Source organism: Yersinia aleksiciae (assembly GCF_001047675.1).
Classification (GTDB): Bacteria; Pseudomonadota; Gammaproteobacteria; order Enterobacterales; family Enterobacteriaceae; genus Yersinia; species Yersinia aleksiciae.
In genome coordinates, this window is sequence record NZ_CP011975.1 from 3,568,706 (window position 1) to 3,583,563 (window position 14,858).

Below are 14,858 nucleotides of genomic sequence, written 5' to 3' on the forward strand. Positions count from 1 at the left end.
ACTGCTGTGCTCATGATTATGAGATTGGTTTTTGCTCGCTATTTTGTTTATGGCAAAATGTCATTAAATCCTCTACAGACAACGGCTTGCTGAGCAAATAACCTTGTAGGTAGTTGACATTGTGCTGCGCCAAATAGTGGAGTTGCTGTTCAGTTTCAACCCCTTCGGCGACGGTTTCAATATTCAGTTTCTTAGCCAACATTAATACCGCATCTAATACGGGTGCCGTCATAGTATTAACGCCGATAGTGCTGACAAACCCACGATCAATTTTAATATAATCTAACGTAAAACGTTCTAAATAGATGAGGGCGCTATGACCAGTGCCAAAATCATCGACGGCGATTTGTACGCCTTGCGAACGCAACCACGCAAATTGTTTAATGGCTAACTCTTCTTCAACCATACCCCGTTCGGTGATCTCGAATATCGGCGCAAAGATATCAGTATTTAATTGCTGCAACATGTGAGAAACATCTTTGCGGAACTCGTCATCCGTCAGATGGACTGGGGAAATATTAAAAGCAAGCTTAGTACCGGCCGGAATGTGGTCCGCCATTAACTCGCAATCCTTGATAATTAACTCAAATAAGTGCCGAGTCAGTGGTTGTATCAGGTGCTGAGCTTCAGCATAGGGAATAAAGAGATCCGGTGAGATTCGCCCCTCAATAGGGTGCTGCCAGCGGATAAGTGCTTCCAGACCCGACATTGTGCGGTCATGTGAGCGGAATACTGGCTGATATTCAACGAAGAATTCACCACGCCGAATTCCGCGCAAAATTTCAGCTTCAGCACTTTGGCTGGCAATTAAAATATAATAAGCTAGGATCCCCACTAGACCCGCAAGTAATAACCCACCCAATATGGACATACGAATATCATCCGCAGTCAGACTGGTATGGTAAATCAAGACTTTAATCGGGTAACCGGGTAATTGCACCTCATGAGCCGCCCTTGAGGGTAATTGGCTGACCGGTACGACTTTAGCATCAAAAGTGGTTATCGCTAATTCATCGATAATAATGGCTAAGCCATTGACTTGATTATCAGAATAATTCATTAGCAAGTAGGGATGTAAGGTTAATTCTAGTGTAGCCAATACACCGGTATTACCACGACCCGCTTCTCGCAGCCAGACACCAATTGCCGGTTTATTTGGCATCATGGGCGTGCCTTGCTGAATTTTAAAATCTAGCGGCTGGGAGACATTAATTTTGGGATATAACACGCTGACGGGCACACTCATTTTACCTGTCGCAGAAGAGCAATAAGCAATATCATCTCTCGCCAATAAGAATGACCTGACGCCATTGGTAAATGCAGCACGATAGTGAAGGGCGGAGCTAGCTTGCTCGCAACTCTTCGTGCTCAGTGGTATAAGCTGAGACATGGTTGTTGTCAGTTCATTCAGGAACTGAGACGAGTAGGTGATAATATGATCACTTTGTGTTGTTAGTTTACGTTCGCTGCTGCGATAAAGTAATGACAACGTAATAATAACAAAACAAATAAAGAAACAGAGTGCGAGGATGACACTTTTTTTTACAAGATGGCGTCTGGATAGAATATTGCGTGAGAAAGCACTGCTTGAACCCATGTTACGCCGCCCCTCAGCATGTCCGATAAAGTGATATGAGTATAAGTAAGTTAGTAGCGCCGCGCTACCAGTTTGCCAATGAGCGTTATCGACATTAATTAGCTTATCAAATTGAATTTCAATCTAATCCAATATAAAGAAAAGATGCTCATTAAATGCATCAAATAAGTGAAATAGTGAACTCGATATTCACTGATATATTTTGAAATATACTCCAGTAAAACAAATTTTCAGCTTATTAATACAATTTACATATTCTTATAAAGGATAATCGTTGGTAGATATGCCTTAGTGCCAGAAAGTTCTTGGTTAAGAGGTGAGCATATTACACAGATAATTCTTGAGTTTCGCTGTTTTCAGCAAAAAAAGAGATTTCCTACAAACAGATCGGAAAGGGGGGTAGAGGTGGGAATGTTCGGTATCCGGCAATAAAAAACGCTGCCATTGGCAGCGTTTTAGTATTTCGTTTGGTATCTCGGACAACAGGAATAAAAATTTGCTAGCTGCGCGAACCGCTACTTAGCACTCGGCGCCCATCGCGATAACGCTTATTCCAATAATCTTCATTTAGGCTCGATATGGTCACCCCGACACTGGTCGATGCATGAACAAATTTATCGTTACCTAGATAGATACCTACATGGCGGCCAGTCGATCCTGCACGGAACAGCACCAAATCACCGGGGCGCAATTTAGTACGCTGGATTTTTTTACCGAGATCCTGCTGCTCAGAGGTCGAGCGCGGCAAATCCATACCAAATTGTTCACGGAAAGTCGTTTGAACGAATGCGGAACAATCAATCCCGCGCTTGGAGCTACCGCCTAAACGATAACGAACCCCTTTCCACCCTGCATACTGTTCTAAAATCTTCGACTTGACGTCAACGTTGCGCACCATCGCTTCGAATTCATCCTGAGAGGCTTGCAGTAAAAGCCCATCTTTGTCATTAACTGCACGCATCTCAGTTTGCGAATTATGTAAGTTCGAAGTCTGTGGTGAACTACACGCTGATAACATTACCGCTGCTGCAACCGCAGGAATTACCCGCAGAATATATCTCATAATAGGTTGAGACTTGACCATTGTTGTTGTTTTCCCTTGCTGTCCTTACGACGGATGTCGCTACCAAAAATGCCAAACGAATCGAGATTATTGGTTGTGGTCTGATGAGACAATCACTTAACCGAATAAATGTGCAGGAACGCACAATATTAATCAGGACAGCGGTGAAAATACTGATATCCGAGCACAAACGTTTTTGAGATTACCGTAATGATTAATAAAAGGCGAGAGCTTTTATAACCATTATTTTACTAAATGTTAATGTAACATAATGTAAGGTTTTATATTAAAGAGGAATAGATGAATTTGTAACCCTTTGGTGATAATAAATGAGTGGGAACATTGAATGAAGGGCGAGGCAAAAATAGACTGTTTTGCCTCATATACTGTGATGCAGGCTATAGGTCTGTTGCCCCAGGTAGGCGGCGGTTGATAGCATCAATTATTTTATCGCTAAGTGGCGTTAATAATACCCAACTCATCCCAACCAGTACCACCGAAAGCGAGCCGACAGCAATATCAGTGAACCAATGTGCACCAATCATCACTCGAGGTAGCGAGAAGATAACCACAATAAGTAAGGCAGTGGCAAATGCCCCACGGGAAAAATAGCGCAACATAAAGCAGGCAAAAATCATCAACATCATGCCATGGTCGCCCGGGAAGCTATCACTTGAGGCATCTTTGGTCGGGATACCTGTTAACTCACTGACGCGATTGATATTCTCAAAAGTCAGGGTCGGGCTGGGATGTGAAACCGGTAACAGATGACCTAATTGATTAAGGACAACGGCGGTTAACAGCATAACAAACCCTGTGACGATCAAACGGCGGCGGCCAGCAGGTGTTTCCTTCATATAGAAGTAAAGGTAGAGCACCCCCATACACATTAGCGAGATGACATCGAACGCGCGATTATTGGTGATCGCCACCAAATGCAGGAATGAAGGGCTGGAGAGTAGGTGCTGATTAAAATAGAAGAAGATTGCCGAGTCTATTTTAAACCAAACACCGTGGTTCACAGGGATATACCAAGATAAAAATAGAGCAATCCCGAGCAGGTTGAGCAGTAATATTGTCGGTAAATTACGACGGGTCATGCGGCGGCCTATAAATTGTCAATGTATGAATTGTGTAACCAAGAAAAATTGGGGCGCATTATACCCCTTTGTCTAACCGAATATTCAGTAATTCATGCTGTAATTTGTTCCAATCTGCTTCAGATGCGCTGATCAGTTCAATTCGGCTATCTAACGGAGGTATTTGGCGGGTTTCTATTTGCAAGTCAGCGCCTTGGCGATTAATCACCAATGTCCCCTCGGCAATACGCATAACCCCTTTGACACGTTCCACCGGATTTAATCGCACCCACTCCAGAAGTGGAACTGTATCAAACACCGTATCTGCATTAAATATCCAGCCGCAACTCAGATAACCTTGACCCTGATTTAACGCCCGACGCCATGGCTCAGTAGCTTTTAAGCTTAGTGCGGCTAGTCCTTTTTGTCGTTGTACGCTGTGATGATGTGCACCATCGGGTAATTCATCGTTATTACTGTGCGGTATATCGAGCAGGGTAATATCAATTTTCCCCTGTTCAGCATAATAGAGTGGGCGTGATACGGGTTGTTGGTCATGCCATTGCTGTAGTGCGGCATAATCCGTTGCATTATAGGTATCTTGCTTGTTCGCCACGATAATATCTGCCGCCGCCAATTGGTCACGGAAATTCTCATTCTCTGTGTAACGAGGCTCGTTCAGTTGGCGGGCATCTAATAGGCAAAGGGTTGCGCGTAAATCAATCCATGGCAGATAGGTATCGGAGGTTAATAGTGACAATATCTGTTTTGGATGGCCCAATCCGGTAGGCTCGATTAACAATCGGTCCGGTTTGGCTTGTTGTAGCAGCATATTCAAGCCCACCTGCATTGGTAATCCATTAACGCAACACATGCATCCACCCGGTATTTCTTTCAATACCGCGCCGCTGTCTGCGAGTAGCGCACCATCAATACCAATTTCACCAAATTCATTTACCAGCACCGCCCATTTTTCATGTTCTGGCTTTTGTGACAGCAAATGGCGAATCGTGGTGGTTTTGCCGCAGCCCAAAAAGCCGGTGATCAGGTTTGTTTTTGTCATATGGGTGCCTCTGATATTAAATTTATTTTCAATAAGATATCAAGGTGAAGGTGGTTTTCAAGGTTGCGATGAGCAAAGGATGTAACACCGAGTAAACTTATTATTGAACGAAAAAAGCGCAAATGGAGAATATTTCCTAGGAAAGGTAGGAGTCCTGCCTAATCGTTATACACCGATAAGAAATATAATTCACTTCTTCGAGGTATTTTAGTGAGTTATAGACCGAGTAGGGCAATAAATAATGCTCTAACATTTCCATTGCTCTGCTTGAAATCCTCTATCTTTAAAATGACAGATATGAGAGTCGAGGTGAATATGAGCAATTGTCGGGTACTAATTATCTTAGCAATAGTGTTTTCATGGATAATCTCTTTTCCTGCAAGTAGTGCGCAATCTAACCTGTCAGTATCAGGCACCATCACATTTTATGGAGCCATTGTAGATAGCCCTTGTAATACTGCAGTAGTAGGCCAAACCATTACGACAAGCTGTTATCGGGATGGTGAAACACTGACTCATCGACAAACTCTTTCACGTAATATGCCTTTGCTCTCTCAGCTACCCGGTAACTTGGCTTCTTCCCGTATGGAATGGTTAAACCCGCAGCGTAGTCTGGGAATCATGACGGTGACTTACCTTTAACATTTTAGGTAATAATATTCCTGGTCGCATATAAGGCACGGTTTATCACTTCGATAAACCGTGATAAACCTCATGATGCTGTTTGACCGCATGATATACTGTTCATCATTCAGACACCCTTTTGGTCAGGCCAATTTAGCATATTTATGCTAACGGCGTGATGCAGGAAATAAGGTTATGCGGTTATATCAGGAAGTGGGCAGTCAGCTGCGAGAGGCGATTGTCAGCGGAAAATACAATTTGGGCGATCGTTTACCGCCTGAGCGTGATATCGCTGAAAATTTTAGTGTCAGCCGCAGTGTGGTGCGTGAAGCGCTAATCATGCTGGAGCTGGAGAAGTTGGTCGAGGTGCGCAAAGGCTCTGGTGTTTACGTGGTTAATGTGCCAGATCTGCTTGCAGAGGGTGAGTCAGCCGACAGTGGTTACGGCCCGTTCGAACTGCTGCAAGCCCGCCAATTGTTGGAAAGTGAAGTGGCAGCATTTGCCGCCATGCAGGCCACCAAGGCCGATATCATCAAAATGCGTCAGGCCATCGAGCAGGAAAAAACCGCTTTGGCCGCCGGGGCGGTAGATGAGAGTGCTGATGAGCTGTTTCATTGTCTGTTAGCCCAATCGACACAAAATAGCGTGCTCGCTAATATGGTGGCAGAGGCATGGCAAGCGCGCAAAAACAGCGCAATGTGGCAGGGCGCTCACAGTCATACCCTTGATTTCAGCTACCGTTGGCAGTGGCTGGAAGACCATCAAAAAATCCTGCAAGCAGTGTTGCGTCGCGACAGTAAAGCGGCCAAGCAAGCCATGTGGCAACATTTAGAAAATGTAAAACTGAAGTTGTTGGCGCTTTCTGATGCAGACCATCCGGACTTTGATGGTTATCTGTTTGAGTCTGCACCGTATCAGCTTGAAGAATAAAAGGTAACTGACCAATAAAAGGTATTGGCTGAATAAACCGATTTCAGCCAATACACTTTCGTCAAATTAAGCCTGCTGTGCCAACCGTTTTACACTCTCTTTCGCGCCAAATTGTTGCAAGCTGAGATAAGCCTCAGTGACCGCCTGAACAAATTCGGGCTGCTGTGGCAAGGACTCACCAAACAGCGATTTCAGCGACAGTAAGTTTTGTACGCGAGCAACCCCATCTTCGCTGGTGGCGACACATTTTTTAAAGCTATCAGCCATTGGGTCACGGATATCAATAGCCTGACCGTTATCATCCACGCCACTGACATAACGCATCCAACCGGCAATACCCAACGCCAGGCAACGATAGCTTCCGCCATGCTGTAAATGCCAACGTACGGAATCCAGCATCCGTTGCGGCAATTTCTGGCTACCATCCATAGCAATCTGCCAGGTACGGTGCTTTAACGCCGGATTGCAGTAGCGCTCGATCAATTGGTCTGCATAGGCATTAAGGTCAACGCCAGTGACTCGCAAAGTCGGGGCTTGTTCATCCATCATCAAGCGATGCGCGGTTAAGCGATAGTTATCGTCCGCCATGCAATCATTAATATGCTGATAACCTGCCAGATAACCCAGATATGAGAGATAGGAATGGCTGCCATTCAGCATACGCAGTTTCATCTCTTCAAAGGGCAAAACATCATCGACCAACTGCACACCAGCCACTTGCCAATCAGGGCGGCCCGCCACAAATTTGTCCTCAACCACCCATTGAATGAATGGCTCACAGGCAATACCGCAAGGGTCAGCTACGCTCAAGGTGTCGGCGATTTCCTGTAATGTTTCAGCCGTGGCCGCGGGAACAATACGGTCGACCATGGTGTTAGGGAAGGTGACGTTCTGGCTGATCCACTGTGCCAGCTCGGGGTCACGCGCCGTCGCCAGACCCAGCACCGCATTTTTTACCACGTGACCGTTTTCTGGAATGTTATCGCAAGAGAGCACGGTAAATGGCGACAGACCACGTAAGCGTCGCAGGCGTAGTGCCTCAACCAAAATACCAGGCGCGGACGTCGGGGCATCAGGTATCTCAAGATCTGCGCGGACAAACGCATTTTGCAGATCCAGTTGGCCGGTGCCCGGTTCGATGCAGTAACCTTTTTCGGTAATGGTCAGCGAAACGATAGCCACTTGGGGTTCAGCTAATTTTTCCAACACCTGCATGATACCGTCCAATCGGGCATGCACCGACTCACAGACAGAACCGACAATAATGGCCTGATTCCCTTGCGCGCCTTTTTCCAGAACCGAGAAGAGATGATCTTGTTGGCGCAAATTTTGAATCAGTACGTCGCCACCAAACAGGCTGACTTCACAAATGCCCCAGTCACCCCCTTGCTTATTCAGTACCCGATCAGTGAGAAGTGCCTGATGGGCGCGATGAAATGCGCCAAAACCGATGTGAACAATACGGCTTTTCAGCGCCGTTCTATCATAAGTGGGCCGCTGGACGCTGGCGGGGAGTGTGCTGTTGGCAATGGTGTTCATACGTGGCTCCAAAATCATTCACCCCAGATGATTACAAGGGCTGACATAAAAGGTGGCAAATAAAAAGTTGTTAGACCAGTTTTAGTTGGCTATCTGTAGAAAAAAAACCACACCATACCGACCATTTTCTTTTGTTTGTTGCCATGAATATCGGCTTGCAGTGTAAAGCCATATGACAGAAAATAAAATTGGTAAGTCCAATATTGATTATATTCGTGAGTTGGATCAACCAATGAGGTTTTGCTTTTTGACACTCGGCTTGTAAAGAGTAAGGATAAAGCTGAGTGATACCTCTGGAAATCGGTATAACAACATTTTTAGCACCTGAACAGTTTACGCATACGCAGAAGGGAAAAATAAATGGAACAAACATGGCGTTGGTATGGCCCGAATGATCCGGTGTCGTTAGATGATATCCGTCAGGCTGGCGCAACCGGAGTAGTGACTGCATTGCATCATATCCCGAATGGCGAAGTTTGGCCGGTGAGTGAAATCAAACAACGCCAAGCTGAATTAGCGGCGAAAGGTTTGGTATGGTCGGTGGTAGAGAGTGTGCCGATTCATGAAGAGATCAAAACTCACAGCGGTAATTATCAGCAACATATTGAAAAATACCAACAAACGCTGCGTAACCTTGCTGCCTGCGGTATTGATACCGTGTGCTACAACTTTATGCCGGTGCTGGACTGGACACGAACGGATCTGGAATATCAATTGCCGGACGGCTCCAAAGCATTGCGTTTTGATCAGATAGCTTTCGCCACCTTCGAACTGCATATCCTGAAACGTCCAGGCGCCGCCAATGACTACACGGCTGAAGAGCAGGCGCAAGCGGCAGATTATTTCGATGCCATGTCTGAGGCGGATATCGCCAAACTGACCGGCAATATTATTGCCGGGCTGCCAGGTGCTGAAGAGGGCTATACGCTGGATCAATTCCGCGCGCGTCTGGCTGAGTATGATGGCATCGATAAAGCGCAACTGCGTGAGAACATGGCTTATTTCTTGCGAGCGATTATTCCGGTTGCTGAACAAGTTGGCTTGCGCATGGCGGTACACCCAGATGATCCACCGCGTCCAATTCTTGGCCTGCCGCGTATTGTTTCCACCATTGAAGATATGCAGTGGCTGAAAGAGACCGTCGATAGCATTCATAACGGTTTTACTATGTGTACCGGTTCTTATGGCGTGCGTGCCGATAATGATTTGGTGAAAATGATCGAAACCTTTGGCGATCGCATTCACTTTACCCATTTGCGCTCAACATGCCGCGAAGGGAATCCAAAAACCTTCCATGAAGGCGGTCATTTGCAAGGTGATGTCGACATGTACTCCGTGGTTAAAGCGATTTTAACCGAAGAGCAACGTCGTCAAGCGGCGGGAGATATGCGTCCGATCCCGATGCGACCCGACCATGGTCATCAGATGCTGGATGATTTACACAAGAAAACCAATCCAGGTTACTCGGCGATTGGTCGCTTAAAAGGGTTGGCTGAAGTGCGGGGCGTGGAGTTGGCGCTTAAGAGAGCATTCTTCCCTGAGCTGAAATAATATATCCGTCATCTTTCAAGTTGCAGGTGTGTTGGCTGCGTTCAACAACCGAATCACTGACTGATGTAAGCTCATCGGGATTATTTCGCTTGCCGCCTGCCCGCACCTTGAAATCTATAGGGTATGGTTTGGATATTAAAAAATTAAGGGCCGGTTTTCCGGCTCTTAACATATATAAACCAAAATTTACCCAGATGATGGGTATCAGTCTGCACGCCCCATATAGCGACGTTCCGCAATATGAATGCGGATTTTCTCACCTGGGCTGATATATTCAGGCACCTGAATAGATAGGCCGGTGCTCATCACTGCCGGTTTGTTACGGGCACTGGCTGATGCACCTTTGATGCTCGGCGCGGTCTCAACAATTTCCATATCAACGGTTTGTGGCAACTCTAACGCCAGCAATTGGCCGTCCATGGTTAACACCTGCATACCCGGCATACCGCCTTCAGGAATAAACAGCAGCTCATCTTCAATCTGCTCTTTTTTGAAGTTGTATGGCGTGTAATCTTCATCATCCATAAAGACGTATTCGTCGCCATCAATGTAAGAGAAATTCACTGAGCGGCGGGTCAGAGTGATGGTATCGAGGATCTCATCACCCTTAAAACGCTCTTCGACTTTTAAGCCAGTACGCACGTCAGAAAAACGCATTTTATACAGCGTACTCGCGCCACGGGCGCTTGGGCTTTGCACATCAATATCTTTCACCAGCAGTAATTTGCCGTTGAGGTTGACTGCCATACCACGTTTGATTTCGTTAGCTCTTGCCATAAAAATAACCGCCAATCAGGATTGAAGATAAGTTGCGACAAGTTACTCGTGCGGCGTGATTCAGGCAAGCAGCTAGCGCAAAAAAGAGTAAGATTTTCGTCATAAAATTACCCTCACGCATACACCGGCAAAATACCCAATAGCGCGGCAATATGCGCCACTGCATTCACCACGCCAAACAGGATAATAAAGCCAATCATCACGCGCCCGCCCGGTGCTCGGTAAACGGCTTGTGGGAAGCGTCGACGGCTGGTGCGTGCCATCAGTGCTGGTACGATAACCGCCCAAATGGTGGCAGCTAAACCGGCGAAGCCAATCGCGTATAAAAAGCCATTTGGGAACAACAGAGCACCGATGGTGGGTGGTACAAAAGTGACTAACGCTGATTTGGTACGGCCGTTGCGATCATCAGAAAATTTAAAGAAATCGGCAATGTAGTCGAACAAACCAAGGGAGACTCCCAAGAATGAGCTAGCCAGTGCCATATAAGAGAAGGCGTTGAGTAACTGGCTGGTGGTTTGACTGGTAGAAACGCTATCCATCTGTTTCAGCAAGCTGCCGATATTGCCGCCGTCGGCAATCACTTGTTTGAAGGCATCCCGAGCAATATTGCCCTGAATGGCGTACTGCCACAGCACATAAATCACCAACGCGATCAGTGTGCCGAACAGCAGGCTCTGCACCACGGCTTTGCTGTCTTTTTGGTAGTACTTCACCAGCCCCGGCACATTACCGTGGTAGCCAAAAGAGGTCAGCAAGTAGGGCAGTGCTGCCAGAGCATAAGGCAAATAACGGGCGCTACTGTCGGTTTGATTGAACAAAACAGCGCTGTCCACATGGCCAAACATATCACCGACTGACATAACAAAGGTGATAACCATGCCGCCGATCAAGATCGTACTCAGGCGATCCACGGCACGGGTGGATAACCAAACGATAAATGCCACTAATACCGCAAATATAAGGCCCGCAGTAGTCTGGCCGACCCCTGCCACGTTTTGCAGGGTGTGGGAGATAATAGAGCCCCCCGCAGAGATATAAGCGTAGGTCAGAATGTAGAGCACAAAGGTGATCGACAACCCATTGATTGAGCTCCAAACCTTACCGAGCAGGTCCTGCACCATGGTGTGAAAGCTGGCCCCTGTGGGATAATTCAGATTGGCTTCCAGAATCATCAGGCCAGAAATCAGCATACAGGCCCAAGTATAAATCAGCAGCATCACTGAGCCGCTGAACCAGACTCCCGCTGTCACGATTGGGATTGAGAACATCCCCGCACCCACTGCGGTTCCGGCGACAATCATCGCGCCGCCAAGGACGGAAGGTCGTGACAAAGGTTGGGATAATTCCATCGACTTACAACTCCAAATTCCCTTCGTACTTGAAGTTGCAGGAGATTGGCTTGCTGCCTACCTGCAACTCTAATGACTTTAGGAATAGCGCTAATTAGGGTTAATAGTTCTTTTGTACTAGCTCAATGGTACAAGATGTGATTGAAACTGTAAACAGCTGAATATACTTCTGCTGATTAATTAGCTAGTGATTAGTCTGGTTCCTGAGTGTGAATCCTGTCTATATATCGTACAGAATCGAGTCGCTTCGGTTGAAAAAACAGCGGGAAAGGGCGGGGTGTAATAGAGGAACCCTAGGCTAGATCGGCTATTAAGTGGTTGTTCAAGGATAGTGCTGGCAGTTCTGTGGGGCGATTGCTATTGTCCGCTCTTCTGCCACCAGCCTACAGGAGCCTGCTGATGGACTGTCGCTCAGATTGCGGTGCCTGCTGTATTGCTCCTTCTATTTCCAGCCCAATCCCCGGTATGCCGTTTGGCAAACCCGCCAATACCCGTTGCCTGCATTTAGATGATCAGATGCGTTGCGGTATTTTTCACTCTCCAGCTCGGCCAGCGGTCTGTGCCAGCCTGCAAGCTCAGCGCGAGATGTGTTTTGATACCCGCGAACAAGCGCTGGTCTATTTGATTAAGTTGGAAGCAGATACTGCGCCTTAATGAATAAGAGGGCGATATCGCTATTGCCCTCAAAAATGACGGATAAAGCTGAACCAAGAGGAAACGTACCCTTTGGGTTGTAAGCGGCGTAAGCCGCCGGAGTCCCCGTAGGAGCGGTCAACCCTTGATTCACCTAACCACTATGCCCCTGCGGGCACACTATGAGCGGTATTTTTCAGCACCGGCCCGGTGTACTTCTCAATCTCAAGCTGCGCCATCTGCCCACAGTTACCCTGCGCCAGACTGGAAGAGCCGATATCGAAAGTCAGGCAGTTGATATTGCCATTTTTACAGATAGAACCCGGCACTGACGGCTCGGCAGGGTCAAACCATGCACCCTCACTGATCCGCACTACGCCTGGACGTACATCCTCTGATACCACGGCACCGACCAATATCTGCCCACGATCATTAAATGCTCGCACCAAATCACCATTCACAATCTGACGGGCGCTGGCATCTTGTGGGCTGATCAATATCGCCTCGCGATCGGCCACCGCGTATTTTTCACGTAGCGGCGTATTATCTAACTGCGAATGCAGCCGATTGATAGGATGTGCGGTATTCAGTGACAGTGGATATCTCTTCGCCTCTACGCCGCGATACCACTCGTGTGGTGGCATCCAGGTCGGGATCCCCTGACAATCGGCATAATCCATTTTAGCGATAGTATCGGAGTAGATCTCAATCTTACCGGACGGCGTACCAAGCGGATTGAGTAGCGGATTCTCACGATAGTCAGCAAACCTGACCCACTGCTTATTCGCTTCAGGGATCGGGAAGCGAATATAGTTATTTGACTCCCAGAACATATCAAACGGCGGCAGCGCCACTCGCGCCGTGCGGGCCTGCGATTTCATGTCGTCATACATCGATTTCAACCACTGGGTTTCATCTTTGCCCTCGGTAAAGGCATCAATCACCCCCAAACGGGTAGCCATCGCGGCGAAGATATCAAAATCACTGCGAGACTCATGCTGTGGCGGCACGCACTGGTGCATTGGGAAGACATAAAGTTGCGAATAGTCACCCCCCATCTCCAGATCGTTACGTTCATAACTGGTGGTGGCTGGTAGCACGATATCCGCGTATTTCGCGGTTGCCGTCCAGTAGGGCTCATTCACTACGATAGTTTCCGGATGCTGCCAGGCTTTCACTAAATTATTGGTGTCCTGATGCTGATGGAAGGTATTGCCGCCAGCTACGTAGACCATTTTGACATCCGGATAGGTCACTTTGGTGCCATTGAAATCAATGGTTTTCCCTGGATTCGCCAAACACTCGGCAATACGGGCCACCGGAATTGGCGACGGTGAATTCTTCGGCGCGTTACCGGCCGAGATCCCCGGCAGAATACCGCCTTTAGCAGTCGGGCTGCCGCCAGAGGAGTAGTGATAGCTGAAACCAAAACCACCGCCTGGCAGGCCAATTTGGCCAAGCATCGCGGCGACGGTCACCAGCAGCCAATGCTGTTGCTCACCATGGTGCTGGCGTTGAATCCCCCAGCCGCCCATGATCATGGTGCGTTGTTTCGCCATATCCCGCGCCAGTTGACGCAGCACATCAGCATCCACGCCACTGATATCTGCCGCCCATTCTGCGCTCTTCGGCTGGCCGTCAGTTTCCCCCAACAGATACGCCTGGAATTTGTCAAAACCGATGGTGTAGGTCTTGATAAAGTCGGGATTATGCAGCTTCTCAGTCAGTAAGGTGTGAGCAATACCAATCAGCATGGCGCTGTCGGTATAGGGGCGCGGGGCGATCCATTGCGCATTGGTAAATTTGGCGCTGTCATTATGCACCGGGTCAATACTGATGACTTTGGTGCCTTTTTTCTTCAGCGCTTCAAAGCCGGTTTGGCCCACATGGTCGGGGATATTCCAGCTATTTTTCAGAGTGATCATCGGGTTACAGCCCCACAGAATCACCAGTTCACTGTTATCAACCACATTCGGCCACGCGGTTTGCTGTTCGTAAACCTCCATTGACCCCATTACGTGGGTCATAATCACCTGTGCGGCACCGGTGGAGTAGTCGCCAGCATAGCCAAGGAAGCCGCCACTCAGATTCATTAAGCGTTGCAGCAAGGTGCGGCTATTGTGCAGCATGCCGACACTTTTCCAGCCATAAGAACCGGCGTACAGCGCCTGCGGGCCGTGATCTTTCTGTACTCGCACAATCTCATTACACACTAATTCGGTGGCTTTATCCCAACTGACCCGCACCCACTCATCACGACCACGGAGTTCGGTATGGCTGCCGGGGCCGCCTTCCAGCCAGCTTTTACGCACCATCGGATATTTGATGCGGTTATCGGCATGCACCTGATAGGGGGCCATGGTGATCAGATCATTCGGCCAAGGGTCATCTTTGACCGGCTGAACACCGACCATGCGGCCGTTCTCAACGATGGCTTCAAATGCACCCCAATGCGCGCCAGTCAGAATCCCTTTCTGTGCCTGACGCAGCGCCAGAAACTGCGGTAAAGCCTGACTGATGGCTTCCGCCAAGGCGGATTTAGGCCACAGGCCGCCAACCAGGGGTAGGACAGCCAAGGCACTGCTGCCCAGTAAGAAGCGACGGCGGCTCATTTGTAAGGGTTGTGTTTCGTATTTAGTCATTTTCGCCT

General features: G+C 47.9%; 12 protein-coding genes. 4 read left to right on the forward strand and 8 right to left on the reverse strand.

Annotated features, from left to right (window positions below; translation table 11 throughout):
* Positions 1–16 precede the first annotated feature (16 nt).
* From ACZ76_RS16035 to ACZ76_RS16050, 4 genes are all read right to left on the reverse strand, one after another.
* A complete protein-coding gene (locus ACZ76_RS16035; protein WP_048619816.1) occupies positions 17–1,597 on the reverse strand; it encodes a cyclic di-GMP phosphodiesterase in 1,581 nt (526 codons plus the stop codon).
* Positions 1,598–2,096: 499 nt separating this feature from the next.
* On the reverse strand, positions 2,097–2,681 hold the full coding sequence (gene mepS, locus ACZ76_RS16040) for a bifunctional murein DD-endopeptidase/murein LD-carboxypeptidase (RefSeq protein WP_025378861.1): 585 nt from the start codon (positions 2,679–2,681) through the stop codon (positions 2,097–2,099).
* Between the two features lie 377 nt (positions 2,682–3,058).
* A complete protein-coding gene (locus tag ACZ76_RS16045) occupies positions 3,059–3,760 on the reverse strand; it encodes a phosphatase PAP2 family protein (protein WP_048619817.1) in 702 nt (233 codons plus the stop codon).
* A gap of 58 nt (positions 3,761–3,818) precedes the next feature.
* Entirely contained in the window at positions 3,819–4,802 is a 984-nt protein-coding gene (locus tag ACZ76_RS16050) for a CobW family GTP-binding protein (protein WP_048619818.1), read from the reverse strand.
* Positions 4,803–5,117: 315 nt separating this feature from the next.
* Here ACZ76_RS16050 and ACZ76_RS19720 point away from each other — a divergent pair, with 315 nt between their 5' ends.
* The gene (locus tag ACZ76_RS19720; RefSeq protein WP_050126265.1) at positions 5,118–5,444 is read left to right on the forward strand and encodes a type 1 fimbrial protein; all 327 of its coding nucleotides are present in this window, start codon (positions 5,118–5,120) and stop codon (positions 5,442–5,444) included.
* 177 nt (positions 5,445–5,621) lie between these two features.
* Positions 5,622–6,356: a GntR family transcriptional regulator gene (locus tag ACZ76_RS16060; protein ID WP_048619819.1), complete on the forward strand. Its 735-nt coding sequence runs from the start codon at positions 5,622–5,624 to the stop codon at positions 6,354–6,356.
* 66 nt (positions 6,357–6,422) lie between these two features.
* On the opposite strand, the gene ACZ76_RS16065 is transcribed toward ACZ76_RS16060, so the two are convergent.
* The gene (locus tag ACZ76_RS16065; RefSeq protein WP_048619820.1) at positions 6,423–7,895 is read right to left on the reverse strand and encodes a mannitol dehydrogenase family protein; all 1,473 of its coding nucleotides are present in this window, start codon (positions 7,893–7,895) and stop codon (positions 6,423–6,425) included.
* Positions 7,896–8,255: 360 nt separating this feature from the next.
* Here ACZ76_RS16065 and uxuA point away from each other — a divergent pair, with 360 nt between their 5' ends.
* Positions 8,256–9,446, forward strand: coding sequence for a mannonate dehydratase (gene uxuA / locus ACZ76_RS16070; RefSeq protein WP_048619821.1), 1,191 nt, complete (start codon positions 8,256–8,258; stop codon positions 9,444–9,446).
* A 204-nt stretch (positions 9,447–9,650) separates the two neighbouring features.
* Here uxuA and yeiP read toward each other — a convergent pair whose 3' ends face one another.
* Complete coding sequence (yeiP, locus tag ACZ76_RS16075; protein WP_005274485.1) at positions 9,651–10,223, reverse strand: elongation factor P-like protein YeiP; 573 nt, start codon at positions 10,221–10,223, stop codon at positions 9,651–9,653.
* A gap of 113 nt (positions 10,224–10,336) precedes the next feature.
* Positions 10,337–11,575 (reverse strand): tryptophan permease, encoded by a 1,239-nt coding sequence (mtr, locus tag ACZ76_RS16080; protein ID WP_048619822.1) that lies wholly within the window; start codon positions 11,573–11,575, stop codon positions 10,337–10,339.
* Positions 11,576–11,974: 399 nt separating this feature from the next.
* Between mtr and ACZ76_RS16085 the strand changes: the two genes are divergently transcribed.
* A complete protein-coding gene (locus tag ACZ76_RS16085; RefSeq protein WP_048619823.1) occupies positions 11,975–12,229 on the forward strand; it encodes a YkgJ family cysteine cluster protein in 255 nt (84 codons plus the stop codon).
* 140 nt (positions 12,230–12,369) lie between these two features.
* Here the strand turns inward: ACZ76_RS16085 and torA are convergent, their stop codons facing one another.
* Positions 12,370–14,850: a trimethylamine-N-oxide reductase TorA gene (gene torA, locus ACZ76_RS16090; protein ID WP_048619824.1), complete on the reverse strand. Its 2,481-nt coding sequence runs from the start codon at positions 14,848–14,850 to the stop codon at positions 12,370–12,372.
* Positions 14,851–14,858: the final 8 nt, after the last annotated feature.